The 20,611-nt window shown below is 64.8% G+C and carries 14 protein-coding genes; 4 read left to right on the top strand and 10 right to left on the bottom strand.

Annotated features, from left to right (window positions below; all coding sequences use genetic code 11):
- Positions 1 to 6: 6 nt before the first annotated feature.
- The 4 genes from O0J73_RS10625 to O0J73_RS10610 form a co-directional block, all read right to left on the bottom strand.
- Positions 7 to 1,863 (bottom strand): hypothetical protein, encoded by a 1,857-nt coding sequence (locus tag O0J73_RS10625; protein WP_231347517.1) that lies wholly within the window; start codon positions 1,861 to 1,863, stop codon positions 7 to 9.
- The gene (locus O0J73_RS10620; protein WP_231347518.1) at positions 1,856 to 3,436 is read right to left on the bottom strand and encodes a site-specific integrase; all 1,581 of its coding nucleotides are present in this window, start codon (positions 3,434 to 3,436) and stop codon (positions 1,856 to 1,858) included. The genes O0J73_RS10625 and O0J73_RS10620 overlap by 8 nt, the downstream gene beginning before the upstream one ends.
- Positions 3,423 to 4,748: a site-specific integrase gene (locus O0J73_RS10615; protein ID WP_308308665.1), complete on the bottom strand. Its 1,326-nt coding sequence runs from the start codon at positions 4,746 to 4,748 to the stop codon at positions 3,423 to 3,425. Before O0J73_RS10615 ends, O0J73_RS10620 begins: the two co-directional genes overlap by 14 nt.
- 139 nt (positions 4,749 to 4,887) lie before the next feature.
- Complete coding sequence (locus O0J73_RS10610) at positions 4,888 to 5,460, bottom strand: single-stranded DNA-binding protein (RefSeq protein WP_308308664.1); 573 nt, start codon at positions 5,458 to 5,460, stop codon at positions 4,888 to 4,890.
- A gap of 292 nt (positions 5,461 to 5,752) precedes the next feature.
- Between O0J73_RS10610 and O0J73_RS10605 the strand changes: the two genes are divergently transcribed.
- The 3 genes from O0J73_RS10605 (at position 5,753) to O0J73_RS10595 (ending at position 11,413) form a co-directional block, all read left to right on the top strand.
- A complete protein-coding gene (locus O0J73_RS10605; protein ID WP_308308663.1) occupies positions 5,753 to 6,784 on the top strand; it encodes a LacI family DNA-binding transcriptional regulator in 1,032 nt (343 codons plus the stop codon).
- A gap of 129 nt (positions 6,785 to 6,913) precedes the next feature.
- Positions 6,914 to 7,816, top strand: coding sequence for an ABC transporter ATP-binding protein (locus O0J73_RS10600; RefSeq protein ID WP_049458910.1), 903 nt, complete (start codon positions 6,914 to 6,916; stop codon positions 7,814 to 7,816).
- A 12-nt stretch (positions 7,817 to 7,828) separates the two neighbouring features.
- Entirely contained in the window at positions 7,829 to 11,413 is a 3,585-nt protein-coding gene (locus O0J73_RS10595) for an ABC transporter permease subunit (RefSeq protein ID WP_308308662.1), read from the top strand.
- A gap of 101 nt (positions 11,414 to 11,514) precedes the next feature.
- Here O0J73_RS10595 and O0J73_RS10590 read toward each other — a convergent pair whose 3' ends face one another.
- The 6 genes from O0J73_RS10590 to O0J73_RS10565 form a co-directional block, all read right to left on the bottom strand.
- On the bottom strand, positions 11,515 to 11,808 hold the full coding sequence (locus O0J73_RS10590) for a hypothetical protein (protein WP_308308661.1): 294 nt from the start codon (positions 11,806 to 11,808) through the stop codon (positions 11,515 to 11,517).
- Positions 11,805 to 12,269, bottom strand: a complete 465-nt coding sequence (locus O0J73_RS10585; RefSeq protein WP_197563854.1) for a GNAT family N-acetyltransferase — start codon at positions 12,267 to 12,269, stop codon at positions 11,805 to 11,807. Before O0J73_RS10585 ends, O0J73_RS10590 begins: the two co-directional genes overlap by 4 nt.
- Positions 12,270 to 12,382: 113 nt before the next feature.
- Positions 12,383 to 12,769, bottom strand: a complete 387-nt coding sequence (locus tag O0J73_RS10580; protein ID WP_197563839.1) for an SseB family protein — start codon at positions 12,767 to 12,769, stop codon at positions 12,383 to 12,385.
- A 139-nt stretch (positions 12,770 to 12,908) separates the two neighbouring features.
- A complete protein-coding gene (locus tag O0J73_RS10575) occupies positions 12,909 to 14,621 on the bottom strand; it encodes an alpha-amylase family glycosyl hydrolase (protein WP_197563838.1) in 1,713 nt (570 codons plus the stop codon).
- Positions 14,621 to 16,108 (bottom strand): MFS transporter, encoded by a 1,488-nt coding sequence (locus O0J73_RS10570; RefSeq protein WP_308308660.1) that lies wholly within the window; start codon positions 16,106 to 16,108, stop codon positions 14,621 to 14,623. The genes O0J73_RS10575 and O0J73_RS10570 overlap by 1 nt, the downstream gene beginning before the upstream one ends.
- Entirely contained in the window at positions 16,105 to 18,303 is a 2,199-nt protein-coding gene (locus O0J73_RS10565; protein ID WP_308308659.1) for a Six-hairpin glycosidase-like protein, read from the bottom strand. The genes O0J73_RS10570 and O0J73_RS10565 overlap by 4 nt, the downstream gene beginning before the upstream one ends.
- Positions 18,304 to 18,540: 237 nt before the next feature.
- On the opposite strand from O0J73_RS10565, the gene O0J73_RS10560 reads away from it, so the two are divergent.
- Positions 18,541 to 20,592: a glycoside hydrolase family 97 protein gene (locus O0J73_RS10560; protein WP_308308658.1), complete on the top strand. Its 2,052-nt coding sequence runs from the start codon at positions 18,541 to 18,543 to the stop codon at positions 20,590 to 20,592.
- Positions 20,593 to 20,611: the final 19 nt, after the last annotated feature.

Below are 20,611 nucleotides of genomic sequence, written 5' to 3'. Positions count from 1 at the left end.
GGCGGGTCAGGTAAGAGCCAAGGCAATCATTTTCGGACCAAGCGCATCCATGGAGGGCACTTCGACAACGCCAAGATCCATGAGAGCACGGCGAACCGGAGAAGGATCGTGCCCATCCGGAATCCTGAGGACCGCTCCCTCCAGAACATTGGGATGCTCCAATGCGATCCTCATTGCCTTGACGTGCGCGAGCTTCCACTTGTGATTGTCCACCCAGCGGTCGGCACCAAAGTCGCCATCCTCATGAGCTTTCATGGCCTGCTGGAGCAGTTTTTCCGTCTGCGCCTCCAAGAGGCGAATCCGGTCTAGCGCAACGTGATCACCCTTGATGCAAACATGCTCCTTGCAGGTCATGCATTCGCGCTGTTTCTGGCACGGTGCCATGGCGTAGTCGTGCACGCACATGCCATAGAGCGTGGCTTTGGCCGCTCCCAGCCGATCAGTCCCAAGTTCCTGATACGTCACCGGTTGACGCTGCTTGATGCGCTCGAGCAATGGGGCAGGCTGCATCGGAAGCAGCCCACGGGCAGCCTCTAGGCGTTCCTCCGGCGAGCGATGGTCGTAATGACGGTTGTCGGAAACCTTTGCGCGACCGGCCCAGCGCGCCAGGCTGTAGTCGTCCATGCCCGCCCGTTCTGACATCGTGCTGAGCCAATGACGGAGCTGGTGCGATGTCAACGTGATGCGCGTGCCATCCAAATTCCGCAGGCCCATACGGTCAAAGAGAGATTCGCCGTGGCCGCTGCCAGCGCCCAAGCGCTTATTCACCTCGTTAGCGCTTGGAATCCGCCATGAGTCTGGCCTAATTTCCTTCTCGCGACTGAATTCATTCTCTCGATGCAGGCACAGAGCACTCCAGGTCGTCAGCACCCTCTTCTCATCAAGGAAGGGCCAGTAGAAGCCGCCAAATTCTTTGATGAGATTGGACGTGCCGACATCTTCAGACGAAGACGTGGAGCCTTCGAACGCCTTCCTGACTAACTCACGTGCAGGAGCACCGATTTCGATCAGGCGCCGGACGGCCTCTTTCACGACGTCATGCATGACAGGCACGACCCACTTCTTCGTCGCTCCTTTGCCCTTGGCCGCATTCCAACGCAGGAACATCTGAAGATTACCGTCGTCATCTTCCTCCCACTGGATGCAGTCAATAGGAAGCTTCAGCACTTCGGAGACGCGGCCTGGCGCGGCCATAAGCAGGATGAAGATTGATGAGTAAAACTGACTCTCCGGATCGTCGGCCTGGGCAAACACGTCAGCAACTGCGAGCATTGCCTCATTGGTGGGAAGCTTTTCCATGCGATGGGCCTGCCCCGCTTCTCCGAGATCCTCGGTCAGGATCACCGGCTTCTTGAAAGGAGACTTCCAAGCCGGCAACGACGGGACAAGGCTCTTCTCACGTAAGAAGTCGAATACAGCTTGAAGTTGGAGCCCGGTTTTGTGGTGCACGTCCTCGCTGGAGTAGAACTCCTTGCACTTGTTGGCGCAAACGTCCATTACCGCACCACTCAGGAGTCCGACATCTCCTCGGCCGCAAGCCGCCAGCAATCCTGCCTCCACGCAGCGAAGTGCTTGGAGCATCATTGCCAAGCTCTTGACTGGCCTGTGGCTATATCTGTATCGAATGTATGCCTTTGCGAACTGCATGAATGGTTCGACGAAGGGCGTGAAAGAGTATGAGTTCAGAGGTGCTGTTTTCGTCGCGAAGACGACTATGGTCTCGTTTTGCTGCCACTTGTCGCGATCCCAAGCGCCACCATTCGCGAAGGCAGTCAGACCCTCTTTTGCCAAGCGTATGAAGTCGGCAAGGTTTCCGCTGGCTTCGCGCTCAGCGCGGGGAACGAACTGGACGACATCACCCATGGGTGCCCGCCTCCAACAGATTCGCGTCGAGCATCTGAGCCCTCGCATCCTTGCACATCGAAACACAGTGCTCGACAGCAAGGATCAGTTGGTCATTAGCATTAACAATGACGTTGGAACAGCCTGCCTCCCGGGTGCGCTCCTTCTCGGCATATAGGTCCACCAGCACCTCTTCATGCGGCCCGTCGACCCACGGCTGGAAGTGAAAGCATGTGTAGCAGGCTCGGTAGCCGCTAGCGCAGAATCCATAGTTACCGCAGGTCCCCACCGCGTGTTGACGATCATTCGGCACACGGCTCCGCGGATCGTCACCGCGAACTGCCTTACGTTCAGAGTGGACAAGCTTGCCGAGGCAGGCTTGCGCGAAGGGAGCGAGTCGAGCACCCACTAGCTCATTGATGACTACCGCCTCTTGAGCGGTGTTCTCCGTGTACACGTGGACGTTCTGGGTGTCGGAATGATCCAGCAACTCGGCGATGATGAATGCACCGAATCCCTCTCGGCGAAGCTTCGTGCCTCGCGTGTGTCGGAATCGCAGTGCGGAAAAACGAATAAACTCACCAGTACGCTCCGAGTGCGCAGTCGACGCCTTCGCGCAACGCTGTAGAGCGGAATCGAGCGAGTCAATTTTTGCATGCAGTTGATCTGGCGCGCCACCCATCAGATAGTCGGTGAGCTCGTCTAAATTTCCAACATCCTCAAGCTTCTTGCGATTGAGAAAGATCGGCACCTCACCTACCAAGGCAGGATCAACCGTCCCCCCAATCGCCTCGAAAACTGCGGCGACGGACTGTCGATGCTGCTGCCGAAGCACCAAATATAGGTCTTCAAGGATGGCAAGAGACCGGTAGGCACCTCGAAAAGCGATGCCACGTTGCTTGGCTCGCGGAATGTTGAGCCTAAACATGGGCGCGCCTTCACCTGTTTCACGAACGAGATCCCGCCCCCTAAGAGCAGCGATCTGGACGGGACGGCGCGCGGTCATCGCCAAGGTGAGCAGATATGCGTAGTCCTCGAATGCAATGTCCTTTCGTGCTACCGCGAGGTTCGCCCAATCCAGGAGCGCAGCCATCTCGAGGTCGGTGTAGGGCCCATTCTCGGGGCAACCACTAGCAACGGCCGCCCCCTTTTCGTTCCCCTTTATTCGCCAGCTTTGGAGGAGATCAACGACTTCGCTGGTGACGCCGTCAAATCCGTAGTCGTGCCAGGCAAGCAGGAAGCCCTTCAGGCCGCCTAACTGATATTGCTCGTCTGCCGCAAGGCTGGCGCGCCAGTTGATGAGGTCAACCACGGTCACCCGCGACGCTCCTGTATCCCGCAGGTATCGCTTGAAACGCGTCTCCATATTTCGCGCATGACGAGCGGATGCCTCTTCCGCATAGCGCAACAGCGTGGCGCGAAAGCCAGCCTCGGTTCTAGCTTCAACCACCCCCGGCAGCGCTAGTGAAATCTGCACGTCCTTGTTTAATTGCCAATGTTCATCCGAAGGCTTGAAGGGATAACCATCCTTAGACACTGTCTGAGCGGTCGACTTTCCCTCGACATCGACCTGCTTTGGATTAGCGCGGATCACCACCGCCCCCCTTGGAGTTATCGCTACGCTTGGGATGAGCGGCCTGCACCTGACGAGCAGCCTTGTCGCTGGCTTCACGAATGTGGCGCCGGTTGTACGTCGCTCCCGATGCCTTGCTGCGATGACCATTCAGGAAAGCACGAACATCCAGCTCCCTAGCCTCGCTGAACGGCAATGCCTCAGCATCTTCACCCGACCGGATCTTGGCGTTGTGCTTGTCAATGTTGACGGAAAGCTCGTAATTGAAATGGTGTCGAAAGGCGTGGGGATGGATCGCCTCAAAGGCGGGGTCCACCGCGCGCATCCGCGAAAAGATCTGGCTACTCAGAGCTGAGGTGGAGAGTGGCTTGCCCCATGTATCGCCCTTCCTGTGCGAGACAAGTAGATACGGATGCCTTCTGGCGGGGCCGATCCTGGAACGGACATTCAGCATGTAACGGTCGATCTGATTGGCGAGCGCCTCAGGTATCGGTAATGGCCGCTCCTTGGTCTTCGTTACCGGCTGATAGGGTCGCGGGTCATGCTTATCATCCTGATTGCGCCGAACCCAGACGTGCGGCTCATGGCCCAAGTCGAACTGGTCGAGTCGCAAGCTCAATAGCTCTCCTCGTCGCATTCCGGTGTGTCTTAGCAGCCCGAAGATGATGGCATTGCGGAGCTGGACTTCCGGATGCCGGAACGGATTGCGCGGATCACCCTCAGTGCCTATCGCCATGAATCGCTCGACCAACTCGGAGGGTGGCGAGCGCAGATCCAGATCGTCATCCCTCTGTTTTGCCAACCCGCGCGGTCGGTGCTTGCGAATGGTTCTAGCCATCCGCGCAATTTCTTGAGTGGTTCGAGACGAGTTCTGGTGCTGTGTAACGACCGAAGCCGTAAATTCCAGATAGTCGGCAAACGTGCTGATACGGTTGAAATGCTGTTGCCCACCAATGGTGGCCAGCACCTGATTTGAGGCAACTCGCGCCTCGAGAAAATCGATGACGACGCTTCGTTTCTTGTCACCTTCTCCCACTGAACTCAACTCCCGCATGTCGAGCTTGGCGAAATCTCGAAGCGAGACTATGTCTGAAACTGTGAGAAGGCGCCCGCTGCGGAACTCGGTGATCAGGTCTCGGCCATTGGCCTGCTCCCAGCGCAGAAGTACAACGATGTCGGCAAGCTTGTTTCGGATCGTGTTGACGGCTGCCCCGGCATTCCGAAGCTGGGAAGTAGCGAACAGGGTCGGGTAGAACAAAGGCACGCCCTGCTCGTCGTGGAGCATTGGAACTCGTTCTCCTTCGCCAAGCACATGAACTGACAGCATGGCCATCACTGTTCTTCTACTGTTTTTACATATGTACAACTGTATATGAAATTTTCGACTACGCAAGTCAGCGTAGAAAAAAGAAAAGCCCTGTAAAAACAGGGCCTTCCTCGAAGCTATATCACCACTATTGATCTAGTATTCGCTAGAACGGAATATCGTCGTCAGCGAAGTCGTCCATCGGCGGCGCCTGCTGCGGCTGCGGGCGCTGGTTGCCCCCCTGGTTGCCGTAGCCGCCGCCCTGGTTGCCATAGCCACCGCCCTGGCCGCCACGCTGGCCACCGCCACCGCCGCCGTACTCCTGGCGCGGCGCCTGCTGGCGCTGCGGACGATCACCGCCGTAGTTGCCACCACCGCCACCGCCACCGCCACCACCGCCTTCGCCGCGGCCGCCCAGCATCTGCATTTCATCGGCGATGATATCGGTGGAGTACTTCTCCACGCCGTCCTGGCCGGTGTACTTGTCGTAACGCAGGCTGCCTTCGACGTAGACCGAGCTGCCCTTGCGCAGGTACTCGCCGGCGATCTCGCCAAGCTTGCCGAAGAACACCACGCGGTGCCACTCGGTGCGCTCCTGCTGGTTGCCATCCTTGTCCTTGCGGACGCTGGTGGTGGCCAGGCTGATGCGGGTGATCGCCATGCCGCCCTGGGTGTACTTCACGTCCGGGTCGTTGCCGAGATTGCCGACCAGGATGACTTTGTTGATGCCGCGCGCCATAGGTACCTTCGTCCGTTGTCCAGGGGCAGACCGCCAGTGATAGCACAGCCCCGGGCGGGGGTGCAGTACGCTGGGCCGCCCCTGTTGAAATTTGGGGGAATGCGAGAACGAGGCATCTTAGCATTGCCGCCGCCATCCGCCCGATCAGAAGCGCCCCGGCTGGCCGAAGGATTGGACTGATTTCCTTGTCCGGCAATGACTTACCGCCATCCCGCCGACCTCCAGCAGGGGCATTCGCGTCTGCGCATGGCATCATGCCCAGGCACCTTCCACCCGGCCCCTTCCGCGCCCCATGATCATCAAAGGCAAAGCCACCTCCCTGGACATCGCCCACCTGGCCGGGGTCTCCCAGCCCACCGTGTCGCGGGCCCTGCGTGGCAGCCCGATGGTCAACGCCGAGACCCGCGAGCGCATCCTGCGCATCGCCCGCGAGCTGAACTACAAGGTCGACAAGAACGCCTCCAGCCTGCGCCTGCGCAATGCCGGCACCCTGGCCCTGCTGTTCTTCGAGGACCCGACCAACGACGATTCGCTGATCAACCCGTTCTTCCACTCGATGCTGGGCTCGATCACCCGCGCCTGCGCGCTGCACGGGCAGGACCTGCTGGTCTCGTTCCAGCAGCTGTCCACCGACTGGCAGGCCGATTACGAAGACAGCAACAAGGCCGACGGCATCATCCTGCTCGGCTATGGCGACTACCACGAATCGCGCGACCGCCTGCAGCGGCTGGTCGAACAGGGTACGCACTTCGTGCGCTGGGGCGCCGCCCTGCCCGGCCAGCCCGGCGTGTCGATCGGCAGCGACAACTTCCAGGGCGGGCACGACATCACAACCCATCTGCTGCAGCAGGGCTGCCGCCGCATCGCCTTCCTCGGCCATGCCTCCAGCCATTACCCCGAATTCCAGGAGCGCTACCGCGGCCATGTGGCGGCGCTGCAGGAGCGTGGCCTGAGCGCCGAGTCGGCGCTGCAGCACGACGCCATCACCACCGAGGCCTCCGGCCAGCAGGCCTGCCAGGCGCTGCTGGCGCGCGGCGAACCGATCGATGCGATCTGCGCGGCCAGCGACCTGATCGCCATCGGTGCGATGCGAGCCCTGCGCGAGGCCGGGCTGCGGGTGCCGCAGGACGTGGCGGTCACCGGCTTCGACGACATTCCGCTGGCGGCCTCGGTGTCGCCGGCGCTGACCACCGTGCAGCAGGACACCAAGCAGGCCGGCCAGCTGCTGGTGGAGCGCCTGCTGGCGCTGATCGGCCGGCAGCCAGTGGACAGCCAGAGCATCCCGGTGAAGCTGGTGGTACGCGATTCGTCGCAGCGCGGGTAGGCAGCGAAGGGCCACTGGCCCTGCCAACGCGCGGCAGCCGGATTCCCCCCCCATGACCAACGGCGGATGCGCACGGACGCGGATGCGCGGATAACGCGCAGACATCGCCCAGGGAAAGGTGTACGTCGCATGCTGAAGATCGATTCGCTGTCCAAGACGTACGCCAACGGCGTGCACGCACTCAACAACGTCAGCCTGGACATCCCGCGCGGCATGTTCGGCCTGCTCGGCCCGAACGGCGCGGGCAAGTCCTCGCTGATGCGCACACTGTCCACCCTGCAGGAGGCCGACAGTGGTACGGCCACGCTCAGCATCCCCGGCGAAGCGCCGATCGACGTGCTGCGCGACAAGGACGCCGTGCGCCGCCGGCTGGGCTACCTGCCGCAGGATTTTGGCGTGTATCCAAAGGTCAGCGCGCTGGACCTGCTGGAGCATTTCGCCGTACTCAAGGGGCTGACCCAGCGTGCGCAGCGCCGCGAAGTGGTCGATGGGCTGCTGCAGCAGGTGAACCTGTGGGATGCGCGCAAGCGCAAGCTCGGCACGTTCTCCGGCGGCATGCGCCAGCGCTTCGGCATTGCCCAGGCGCTGCTGGGCGACCCGCGGCTGGTGATCGTCGATGAACCCACCGCCGGCCTCGACCCGGAGGAGCGCAACCGATTCCTCAACCTGCTGGCGGCAATCGGCGAGAACGTGGCGGTGATCCTGTCCACCCACATCGTCGAGGACGTGACTGACCTGTGCCCGACGATGGCGATCATGAACAAGGGCCAGGTGCTGTTGACCGGGCGCCCGGCCGAAGCGATCGACGCGCTGCAGCACCAGGTCTGGCGCAAGCAGGTCGATCCTTCGGAACTGGCCGACCATGAGGCGCGCTACGTGGTGCTGTCCACGCGACTGGTGGGTGGCCGCCCGGTGATCCACGTGCACAGCGCCAACGACCCCGGCGACGGCTTCGCGGCGGTGGCGCCCGACCTCGAGGACGTGTACTTCCAGCGCCTGCGCCTGCAGGCCCGTGCCCGCGCGGCGGCCTGAGCGGAGCGCGCCATGATCCTCAACTTCTTCCGGTTCGAGCTGCGCGAGCAGCTGCGTTCTCCGCTGCTGTGGCTGCTGGCCGGGCTGTTCGCCCTGCTCGCCTTCGCCGCCGCCTCCAGCGATGCCGTACAGATAGGGGGTGGCACCGGCAACGTGCACAGCAATGCGCCGACGGTGATCGCGCAGATGCTGGGCATCTTCACCCTGCTCGGCATGCTGGTCACCGCTCTGTTCGTCAGCAACGCGTTGCTGCGTGACTTCGAACTCGGCACCGCCGAACTGATCTTCGCCAGCCCGGTGAAGCGTCGCGACTACCTGGCCGGCCGCATCGCGGCAGCGCTGGCCGCGGGGCTGCTGGTCTACGTCGTGATCGCGTTCGGCCTGTGGCTGGCGCCGTTCATGCCCTGGGTCGACCCCGAGCGCATGGGGCCGATCAGCTGGCAAGGCTATGCCTGGACCTTCGCGGTCATCGTCATTCCCAACCTGCTGTTCACCACCGCACTGCTGTCACTGCTGGCGGCGCTGACCCGCTCGATCCTGTGGGTGTACATCGGCCTGGTCGCCTACCTGGTGCTGTACGGCGCCAGCGCCGCCCTGCTGCGAGACATCGACAACACGTGGATCGCGGTGCTGAGCGAGCCGTTGGGCATGCGCGCGCTGGGCCGCACCATCCGCTACTGGTCCACCGCTGAACGCAACAGCGGCATTCCGGAACTGGCTGGCTACCTGCTGGCCAACCGCGCGCTGTGGCTGGGCGTGGCCGCGCTGCTGTTTGCCGCCACCTTTGCCCTGTTCCGCACCGAGCGCAGCGGCAGCGGCCGCCGTCGATGGGGCCGCAAGCCCATCCTGCCCGCTGCGGATGCCGTTGCGGTCCGTCCCGCCCGCGCGGACCTGCCACGCGTGGTTCCGGCGTTCACCGCGACCACGGCCTGGCAGCAGTTCCTGCGCCAGGTGCGTTTCGACACGGGCGGCGTGCTGCGCAGCGTTCCGTTCATCGTGCTGCTGGTGCTGGGCCTGGCCAACTTCCTGCCCAGCGCGCTGTTCCGGCAGACCCTGTACGGCACCTCGATCTGGCCGGTCACCTCGCAGATGATCATGGGCCTGCAGGGTGCCTTCAGCTGGCTGCTGGTGATCATCGTGCTGTTCTTCGCCGGCGAACTGGTCTGGAAGGAACGCAGTGCACGCATCAACGAAGTGACCGATGCCATGCCGGTGCCGAACTGGGTGCCGCTGCTGGCCAAGTTCACTGCGCTTCTGGCGGTGATCATCTGCTTCCAGGCAGCCGGCGCACTGGCCGCGATGGGCGTGCAGCTGGCCAAGGGCTACACCCATCTGGAGCCACTGCTGTACCTGCGCAGCCTGGCGCTGGATTCGGTGGTCTACATCCTGATGGGAGGCCTGGCGCTGGTGCTCCAGGTACTGACCAACAACAAGTTCGTCGGCTACGCGCTGCTGATCGTGGTGATGATCGGCCAGGGCGTGCTGGGCATGCTGGACTACACGCAGAACATCTACAACTTCGGCAGCTGGCCGATCGCCCCCTATTCGGACATGAATGGCTACGGCCACTTCCTGACCGGCCAGCTGGCGTTCCAGGGCTACTGGGCACTGTTCCTGCTGACCCTGATGTGCCTGGCCTCTGCGTTCTGGGTGCGCGGCGTGAGCCAGGGCCTGCGCCAGCGCCTGGCCCTGGCCGGTCGTCGCCTGCGCGGCCCCACCGGCGCCCTTGCCGGGCTGGCGGCGCTGGCCTTCATCGGCGTGGGCGGCTGGCTGTACTGGAGCACCAACATCCGCAACGAATTCATATCGCCCGACCAGCAGCTGGACCTGCAGGCGCGCTATGAGCGTGAACTGTCGAAGTACCGGAACCTGCCGCAGCCGCGCATCGTGGCGGTGGACAACCGCGTGGACCTTTTCCCGGAATCGCAGTCGATGGTGATCGATGCGAACTGGACGGTGCGCAACACCCATGCCGTGCCGATCCAGGACGTACATGTCTCGATGGGCGACGACAAGCAGCTGGTCGCGGTTGACCTGGGCGGGCAGACCTTGTCGATGCACGACGCCGATCTTGGCTACCGCATCTACCGTCTGGCCACGCCACTGCAACCGGGTGAAAGCCGCAACGTCCACTTCCGGGTGGTGCAGAAACCCAACGGCATCACCGCCGGCCAGGCGCCGAGCAACATCGTCGACAACGGCACCTTCTTCAACAGCCGCGTACTACCCTCGTTCGGTTACAACGAAGGTGCCGAGATCAGCGATCGCAACGGGCGCCGCAAGCGCGACCTCGGCGAACCGCGGCGCATGCCCAAGCTGGAAGACCAAGCCGCACGTGCCAACACCTACATCTCCAATGATGCCGACTGGCTCGACTTCCGCACCACGGTCTGCACCGCGCCGGACCAGATCGCGCTGGCGCCGGGCTACCTGAAGCATGAGACCACGGTGAACGGCCGGCGCTGCTTCAGCTATGCCATGGACCGGCCGATGCTGAACTTCTACGCCTACCTGTCGGCACGCTGGGAAGTGCGCAGGGCGACGTACAAGGACATCCCGGTGGAGGTCTACTTCGACCCGGCGCACGGCTACAACGTGGACCGGATGATCGAAGCGGTGCAGAAATCGCTGGCCTACTACGAGGCCAACTTCACGCCCTACCAGCACCGCCAGGTGCGCATCATCGAGTTCCCGGGCTATGCCCGCTTCGCGCAGTCGTTCGCCAACACCATTCCCTACTCCGAGGCCATCGGCTTCATCGCCGACCTGCGTGATCCGGACAAGGTGGACTACGTGTTCTACGTCACCGCGCACGAGATCGCCCACCAGTGGTGGGCGCACCAGGTGATCGGTGCCAACGTGCAGGGCGCAACGGTCCTTTCCGAATCGCTGTCGCAGTACTCGGCGCTGATGGTGATGGAGCAGGAGTACGGCCGCCAGCACATGCGCCAGTTCCTCAAGCGCGAACTGGATGGCTACCTGTCCGGGCGCGGTGGCGAAGCCATCGAAGAGCAGCCGCTGGAGCGCGTGGAGAACCAGCAGTACATCCACTACCAGAAGGGTTCTCTGGTGTTCTACCGGCTGCGCGAGGAAATCGGCGAGCAGGCCCTGAACCGCGCGTTGAAGCGTTTCCTGCAGGACAAGGGGTTCCAGCAGCCGCCCTACACTACCTCGCGCGAACTGCTGGGCTACATCCGTGCCGAGACCCCGGCCGACCGCCAGCAGCTGGTCACCGACCTGTTCGAGAAGATCAGTTTCTACGACAACCGGGTGATGGCCGCCAGCGCGCGCAAGCGCGATGACGGCCGCTACGACGTGACCCTGGACCTGCACGCGGCCAAGCAGTACGCCGACGGCAAGGGCAAGGAAAGCGACGGCACGATGGATGACTGGGTCGAGATCGGCGTGTTCGCCAACGGGCCTTCGGGCAAGGAACGCGACCAGAAAGTGCTGTACCTGCAGCGCCACCACATCACCGGCGCCGCGCCGAAGATCACCGTGACCGTGGACGAGAAGCCGGATGAGGCGGGCTTCGACCCGTACAACAAGCTGATCGACCGGGTGAGCAGTGACAACCGGCGCAAGGTGACGATGTGAGGTGATCGAGCGCCGGCCCCGTGCCGGCGCTCCGCGTGGAATCTTTAGTGCCGAGCCATGCTCGGCATGCTCGGCATGCTGTCGACGATAGCCGCGAAGGTTCAGCGCACCGGGGGCTTCGGCCCCAGCACCGCCAGCAGCACGAAGACCACGATCGAGGCAACGGTGCCGAGCGCCGCCGGCAAGCCGAACGCCCAGGCCGAGCGCCCCTGCTGGCGCGCCCATTGCGCCAGATGCCAAGCCGCGCCCAGGTTGATCAGCCAGGCAATGACGAACACCGGCCATAGCACCATGCCCACTGCGCGCAGCAGGGGCATGGACACCAGCGCAGCGACGATGGCAGTGACCAGGAAGATCAGTGCGGGCCTGGAATGGCGCGCCGCGTGCATGCTCATGAAGACAGCCTGCGCACCATCACCAGTACGCGATAGTTGCGGTTGTCGGCTTCCTGCAGGGGCATCCAACCCAGCCGCGCATACAGTCCACCGTCCAGGGCCTCGGTCTGCAGGTACAGCTCGTAAACCCCCATCCGCACGGCCTGCGCCGCCGCCTGCTCGACCAGGCCACTGGCCAGCCCTCGACCGCGATGGCTGTCAGCCACGAACACGCTGCCCAGCCAATGTTCGTATTGCGGGAAGGCCTGCATCTCGCGGCGTTTGAGCTGCACTGCGCCGACCAACTGCCCGCCATCGAAGGCGGCGATCAGATGCGGGAAGCCATCGGCATCCTGCGCTGGGTTGAGCCGTTGCAGTTCCTGCTCCAGAGACAGGCCGGCGTCGCGGCCCCATTGCGCGTGATACCACTGGGCCAACTGCTGCCGTTCCGGTGCCCCGGCGGGTAATACCCTGAATTCCATGGCAATGCCTTGATAAGGAAGCGTTCTGTAGCGTCGCGCCATGCTCGATTGATCTGGCATTTTGCGAAAGGCAGTGGAGCATGGCTCGACTCTACAGAATACGCAGCGGCGGTTCAGCCCTGGGCGAAGTCCTTCAGGATCTCGCCGACACCGCTGGGCGAAACTTCGAAGCCCAGCGTGGTGCCCGGGTTGATCACCACGCCGTAGCCACCCGGCACACGGCGCAGCACGTCCAGCATCAGCCAGCGGATCTGGTGCGGTGCCTGCTGGCTGTAGATGCCCACCCGCGACGCATCGGTGAACACGGCCACGTGCAGGGTGCCCTGCTTGTCGAACAGCAGCGGGTCGAAGCCGCTGCCGTCGGGGGTGACCAGGCTGCCGGTCAGCAGCACCACCTCGGAGGCGACGAAGGCCTCCATGAAAGCGCGGATCGGCACCGCCCCGTCCATCGCCGCCTTCAGCAGGGTTTCGATCGGGGTCTGCGGGGCGAGGTCGGTCATGGCGGTACGGCAGGCTGCGGGAGGGGGCTATTGTAGAGTCGAGCTTGCTCGACTGCTCGAGAAGCGTGCCAACCAAGGTTGGCACCCACCAGAGCGGTAGGCAGGTGCCAGGAATCCGGGGGTCGGCCAGCGGCCGGCACTACCGCCCCAGCCGCTGGTCCCGTGCCCGCTGGTCGGCCATCGCCTTGTCCAGCTCGGCCTGCAGCGCCGGCTGCTGCACGGCGGCCTCCAGCACATAGACCTTCACCCCGTGCGCCGGCACTTCCGCGGTCAGCGCCTCCTTCACCTTCAGCTCGCCGCCGTCCAGCGCATCGCGCCAGCGACCGGCCTGAACGAAGCGCGTCACGCTGAAGGCCTTGGCCCGGTCGCCCTTGTTCAGCAGCACCAGCGCGGTCTGTGCCACATCGCCGTGCTGCAGCACCCGGAAGAACACCGCCTCGTCGCCTTGCAGGCGCTCATTGACCTGCAGGCCGCGCTGCAGCGCCGGGGTGGCCTCACGCAGCCGGGCGATGCGCTGCAGCGGCGCGAAGATCGGGCTCTGCGGCGCAGCGTCCACACGCGGCTGGCCGAAGTAGGCGCGGTTGCCGGCATGCTCGGCGCGGCCACGCATGAATCCGGTTTCCGAACCGTAATAGACCACCGGAATGCCGCGTGCGGTGAACAGCCAGTTGTGCGCGTCGATGAAGCCGTTGTCGCTGGCCTGCAGGCGCGGCATGTCGTGGTTGTCGTAGAAGCTCATCAGCTCGTACGGGTTGGCGTACGGCCCGCCGCTCAGGTGCAGCGGCTCGGCCAGGGTCTCAAAGCCCTTTCCTGCGGTGCCGAAGGTCTGTTCCAGGGCACCGCGCAGCGGGAAGTCCAGCACGCTGACGTTGGCGTTGGCCGGCCAGGTGTGCTCGGCAATACGCGCGGCATCGTAATCGAACGCTTCGCCGAACATGAACATGCCAGGATGCTCGGCGCGGATGCGCTTGACGAAGGCATGCCACCACGGATGCGGCAGCCAGCCGATGGTGTCGATGCGCAGCGCGTCCACGCCCTGCGCGGTCCACTGCAGGTAGGCGCCCACCAGGTAGTCCATCACTGCCGGGTTGTCCTGGTTGAAGTCGGACAGCTCGGCGAGATTGCCATCGAAGATCGAACCGTCCTTGCTGTCGACCGGGCCGATGCTGTTGTAGAACGCATGCAGCGGATTGTGCTTCGGGTCCAGCTTCTGCGGCGGCAGGTTCTGGTGGTCGGCGATCAGCTTTCCGTCCTTGTCGAAGATCTGGCCGAACTGCGGCTGCCGCGTCGGCATGGTCCAGGCCGGCGAGCCATGGTTGCCGACGATGTCCAGCACCACCTTCAAGCCTGCGCCGTGCAGTCCCCTGGTCAACCCTGCGAAGTCCAGGTCCTTGCTGGGGAGGTGCTCATCGAGTTTGTAGAAGTTGATGCCCCAGTAGCCGTGGTAGCCGGTCTTGCCGCGGTCGGTCAGCGTGCTGGTGCAGCTGATCGGCTTGCTGCCGGTGAACGCTTCATCGGGGTTGTCGACGATCGGCGTGATCCACACCGCGCCGAAGCCGAGGTTGCGGATGTACTGCGCATTGTCGAGCACGCCGCGGAAATCACCGCCGAGATAGCCGATGTTGCCGTCCACCTTGTCCGGGCACGGCACCGGAATATCGAAGGTACGATGCGTGCCACCCTGGTCGCGATGATCGTTGGACGGATCGCCGTTGACGAAGCGGTCGGTGACCACGAAGTACACCGCGTCGCTGGCGAACGGCTCGGTGGTACCCACGTAATCCGGGCGCGGCGCGGCCACCGCATGGCCAGCCAGCAGCAGGGAAACAGCAACAGACAGCGCACTACGCATCACACCACCTCCGGACGGGACGGAACCCGCAGTACGCACAGACCCGCGACGAACAGGCTGCAGCCACCCAGCACCAGCACATGCATCGGCTGGCCACCCAGCCAGGCGCGCAGGGCGAAGCCAAGCGCACTGGCTGCGACCAGCTGCGGGATGACGATGAAGAAATTGAAGATGCCCATGTACACGCCCATCTTCGACGCGGGAACGCTGTCGGACAGCAGCGCATACGGCAGCGACAGGATCGATGCCCAGGCGAACCCCACGCCGACCATCGACAGCAGCAGCCAGTGCGGATCGCCGATGAACATCAACGAGACCAGCCCGGCACCCCCCAGCCACAGATTGACCAGGTGGCTCCAGCGCAGGCCGATCATCCGCACCATCGGCGGGATCAGTACCGCGGCCAGTGCGGCGAAACCGTTGTAGGCACCAAACAGCACGCCCACCCAGTTGGCGCCTTCGTTGTAGGCCACCGACTGCGGATCGGTCGAACCGAAATGGGTACCGGCCACCGCGGCGGTGGTGTAGATCCACATCGCAAACAACGCGAACCACGAGAAGAACTGCACCCACGCCAGCCGACGCATGGTCACCGGCATCGTGCGCAGGTCGCCGACGATGGCCGCCAGCATGTGCGTGCCTGGCAACGCGCGCGCCAGTGCCAGCAGCAGGCCGTAGCCAGCGCACAGGCCGGCCAGCACGTACAGCATCTTGTCGCCCTGGCGCCAGGCAATCAGCAGCGCAAGCAGCACGCCGATTCCCAGCCACAGGGCCACCTGGCCCCACGGTGCGGGCCCGGTGACTGCGGTGCCGGCATGGTGCGCCGGTGGCTCGGCATCCTCGAAACCGGCCAGCTCCGCGGGCGAGTACTCACGGGTGCTGACCACCGTCCAGGTGATCGCCGCCAGCAGCACCACCGCACCGAAGTAGAACGCATAGCGCACCGTATCCGGCACCTCGCCCGCAGCAGCGGTGTTGGCCACGCCGAAGTGGGCCAGGATGAACGGCAGGAAGCTGGCGACGATGGCACCCACGCCGATGAAGAAGCTCTGCATCGCGTAGCCGGTTGGACGCTGGCGCGGCGCCAGCTGGTCGCCGACAAAGGCGCGGAACGGTTCCATCGATACGTTGATGGAGGCGTCCAGCACCCACAATGTGCCGGCGGCGATCCACAGCGTGGGTGAATTCGGCATCACCAGCAACGCCAGCGTGGTCAGCACCGCACCGATCATGAAGAACGGACGGCGGCGGCCCCAGCGCGTCCAGGTGCGGTCGGACAGGTAGCCGATCACCGGCTGCACCAGCAGGCCGGTCAGCGGCGCTGCGATCCACAGCCCTGGTACCGCATCCATGTCCGCGCCCAGGGTCTCGAAGATGCGGCTGGCATTGGCATTCTGCAGGGCGAACCCGAACTGGATGCCGAGGAAACCGAAACACATGTTCCAGATCTGCCAGAACGACAGCTGCGGCTTGGCAGGACGGTTCATCGCGCGTCCTCTTCCGTTGCCACCTGGACGACCTTCAGCGCCATCACCTGGGCCAGGTTGAGCACGCCATCGCGGCCCCCCTTGCCCCCGGTGTAGTGCGCGAAGTGCTGCAGCGCGCTCATGTTGAAGCCCTCTTCAAGCGTGACCATGCACTGCCCCTTGGGCACCGTGAACGTAGCCGAGGTCGAATCCTGTACGGCCACGCTGTGTGGCAGCGTCACCGTATGCCGCTGCTGGGCAATGCCCGGGCACTGCAGCACCAGCTGCTTCACCGCCGCGGTGACGCCGGTGTTGATCGGTCCGTTCGGGTTGTTGTACTGCAGGCGCAGGCGCACCCGCCCGGCCTTGGCTGAAGTGAACTGCCAGCGCTGCTCGCCCTGCAACAGCTGCTGCGGACCGACGCAGACCGTCGGGCCGTGCAGTGATTCCAATGTGCCCTCGCGCCGGGTCAGGCTGAGGCAATGTTGCAGGCCTTCGTCACTGACGTGCACCTGGCCATTGCTGGCGGCGACCTGCTTGCCGTCCTTCCAAAGCCGCTGATCGGCCGCCACCGGCACGGTCCAGCCGGCGCCGGCGCGCGTGGCCTGCGGTGCAGGCGGCGTGGCGGGCGCACGGGCATTGGCATCGGCGGTCATGCCGTCGGCCCTGGCCACGGCCGTGGCCGGTGCGGCCAGCAGCTGCACCGTGGTCGTGTTGCCGTGGGTCTGCGTGCCGCCGGCTACCAGCAGGCCAGTGCCCAGCGTTGCCGGGCGCTCCAGCACATAGCGCTTGCCGCCGGCGTCCAGACTGATGCGACGCTGCGTGCCGAACAACTCCGGCACCAGCACCGCCGGCAGCTTGGGCTGCACGCGGCCATCGTCCTGCACGCCGAACACGCCCTCGATCACCATCGACAGGTACCCCGCCACCGACCACAGCTGGCGCTCGGAGTTGACCACCGGCCCACTGAGCTTGCCTTCATCGACATGCACGGCCTGGCTGACCAGTTCGTAGTTCTCCATGTTGGAACCGGCCAGCGCCGCGCCCCGCATCAGCGAACGGATCTCGGCGGCAATGCGCGGCGCATCGTCCAGCTGGCGCGCGGCACGCAGCGAGTAGGCACTGACGAACGGCCAGATCGCGCGGTTGTGATAGATCGGCTGCTGCGCCTCCTGCGGCCACACCACCGGGCTGCCGGCCGGCCCCATCGGGTACGCCGCCAGCGCGCGGCGCGCGCGCTCTGCCGGCAATACGTCGGCGAGGATGCCCAGCGACAGGCCGAGCAGATCGACCTTGGCATACGGCACCGGGTGCGCAGCTTCGCCGATGTAGCTCATGTACTGGCCGATATCCTCGCGCCAGAAGCGCGCATCGATCTGCTTCGCCAACGCATCGGCCCACGTCCTGTAATCCGGCGCGCGGGCATCGCCGTGCTGGCCAGCCAGGCGCTCGGCCAGGCGCAGCGCCTGGTAGTGCAGCACGTTGGTGGACAGTGCGTACGAATCACCGATGAAGCGCACGTCCTCGCGCGTCCAGTCCGGATAGGTCTGCTCGCGCCAATCGAGGAACGAGGTCTCGCCACGGTACAGGCCCATCTGCACGTCGAACACCATCGCGCGGTCCTGCGCCAGCGTGCCCTGCAGCGCCTGCCAGACCTGGTCGGCAAACGCCGGATCGTCCAGCAGATGGCGTGCGGCCAGGAACCACACCACGCGGTCGCTGCTGATCGGCCAGCTGCCGCCGGACCCGGTGTCCTGCGCGACGAACAGGCCGGGCGTATGCCCATCGCGCGCGGCCGACAGCTTGAACTGCAGCGATTGCCGGGTGCGCTGCGGGTCCAGCCGTGCCAACGCCAGGTCGGCGGCGAAGCTGACATCGCGGGTCCACACATAGGGCCAGCGCGCGCCGGTCTGGAAGCACTCGCAGGGCACCGGTCGGCCCTCGTCGAATGCGGGATCGCGGATCGCATCCACGCGATCCTGGTCCATCTCCTGCTGGGCCAGCGCGAACAGTGCATCGAACATCACGCTGCCGGTCTGGCTGCGCATCGGTGCGGCTGCGACCTGCACTGCGCCCTTCGGCGCATGCAGCACGAAGCTGCCGCCGGCAGCGGCTTGGGCGCGCGCCTGGCGGCCGTTGAATTGCAGGTCGGCCGCCTGCGCGGTCGATCCCAGCGCTGCCCCCAGGGCAGCGGTCAGGCAAATGATCTTCAGCATCGAAGCGGCGGACCGGCTTGCGCCCGTCGGCCTCCCTCCCTCTCTGCACGCGTTGTAGGTCCGCACCGCAGTTGCCGGCGGGCGGGCGCGGCCCCTCCCTCAAGGAGCCCTGGCCCCATGGTAGACGCGGGGCTGTCGGCTGCGCCCAGCTGCATACGTATTCATGGCGTTGCGCGATAGCGCACCCGTCGCACTGGCTTATGGTCCGGGTCTGCCAACGGCGCCTTGGGAGGGGAAATGCCGATGTCACCCACTGCTGTACGCGCGGTGTTCGCGCACGTGCTCGGGCTGGTCCTGCTGGGCCTGGCCGCGCTCGCAAGCGCCGCGCCGCAGGTCGTCAGTGTCGAATCGCCGGGCAAGGTGCTCAAGGCCAGCCTGGTGCTGGACGGCGGCACCGCCCGCTACCGCGTCGAGCGCTTCGGCGAGACCGTGGTGGAGGATTCCAAGCTCGGCTTCGCCCTGCGCGGCGGCCACCTGGACCGTGATTTCACCCTGCTCGGCCAGCAGCGGCGCAGCGTCGATGACCGCTGGGAACAGCCCTGGGGCGAACGCCGGATCACCCGCAACCACTTCAACGAACTGACCGTCCGCCTGGCCGAGACCACCGGCAGCAAGCGCCGGCTGGATGTGGTGTTCCGCATCTACGACGATGGCCTGGGCTTCCGCTACGTGTTCCCCGAGCAGCCGAACCTGCGCGAGGCGATCATCGATGACGAGCTGACCGAGTTCGCCATTGCGCCGGAATCGACCGCCTGGTGGATTCCTGCCGGCGAACCGATCCACTACGAATACCTGTACCAGCGCACGCCGCTGCGTGAGGTGCCGCTGGTGCATACGCCGATGACCCTGCGCAGCCGCGACGGCCTGCACGTGGCGATCCATGAGGCGGCGCTGGTGGACTACGCCGGCATGTGGCTGCGCCGCACCGAGGGCCAGCGCCTGCGCGCGCAGCTTTCGCCCTCGGCCGAGGGTTGGAAGGTGCGCCGCGCCCTGCCCTTTGCCACGCCGTGGCGCACGCTGCAGATCGCCGACCGTGCCGGCGGGCTGGTCGAATCGGACCTGATCCTCAACCTCAATGAACCCAATGCGCTGGGCGATGTGAGCTGGGTAAAGCCGGCCAAGTACCTGGGCGTGTGGTGGTCGATGCACCTGGACAACGAAAGCTGGGCGACCGGCCCGAAGCACGCCGCCACCACTGCGAAGACGAAGAAGGTGATCGACTTCGCCGCCGCGCATGGCTTCCGCGGCGTGCTGGTGGAAGGCTGGAATCCCGGCTGGGATGGCAACTGGGTTGGCAACGGTTACGACTTCGACTTCACCCGTGCCACGCCGGACTTCGATATCGAGGCGCTCTCGGCCTACGGCCTGAAGAAGGGCGTGCACCTGATCGGCCACCACGAAACCGGCTGCGCCATCGAGCACTACGAAGACCAGCTGAGCGCCGCGCTGGACCTGTATGCGCGGCTGGGCGTGGACCAGTTCAAGACTGGCTACGTCTGCGATGACGGCCAGGTCGACCGCCGCAATCCAGCCGGCGGCCCGCTCTGGCGCGAGTGGCATGACGGCCAGTTCATGGCCCGCCACCACTTGAAGGTGGTGCAGGAAGCCGCGCGCCGGCACCTGTCGGTGAACCCGCACGAGCCGATCAAGGACACCGGCCTGCGCCGCACCTACCCCAACTGGATCTCGCGCGAAGGCGCGCGCGGCATGGAGTACAACGCCTGGGGCCAGCCACCGAACCCGCCCGAGCATGAGGTCAACCTGGTGTTCACCCGCATGCTGGCCGGGCCGATGGACTACACCCCCGGCATCCTCAGCCTGAAGGGCCGCCACGGCCAGGCCATTCCCAGCACGCTGGCCCGCCAGCTGGCGCTGTACGTGGTGCTGTACAGCCCGATCCAGATGGCCGCCGACCTGCCCGAGCACTACCTGCAGCACCGCGAGGCGTTCCGCTTCATCGAGGACGTGGCGGTGGACTGGGAGCAGAGCCGCGTGCTCGATGGCGAAGTGGGCGACTACGTGACGATCGTGCGCCGCGACCGCAACAGCCGTGACTGGTTCCTGGGCAGCATCACCGATGAACACGGCCGCGTGCTGCCGGTGTCGCTGGGCTTCCTGGAACCGGGCGTGCGCTACCGCGCCGAGATCTACCGCGATGGCGAGGGCGCCGACTTCCGCGCCCATCCGTTCGCGTTCGTGCGCGAAACCCGCGAGGTGACCAGCGCCGATGCACTGACGCTGGTGCTGGCACCGGGGGGGGGGCAGGCCATCCGCTTCACTCCGCTTTGAATACCCCGGTAGTGGGGGG

Origin of the sequence: Stenotrophomonas sp. Sm6012, from assembly GCF_030985895.1 — a bacterium.
Taxonomy (GTDB): domain Bacteria; phylum Pseudomonadota; class Gammaproteobacteria; order Xanthomonadales; family Xanthomonadaceae; genus Stenotrophomonas; species Stenotrophomonas forensis.
Note: the sequence above shows the minus strand (reverse complement) of the source record. Positions and strands in the feature narration are given on the sequence as shown.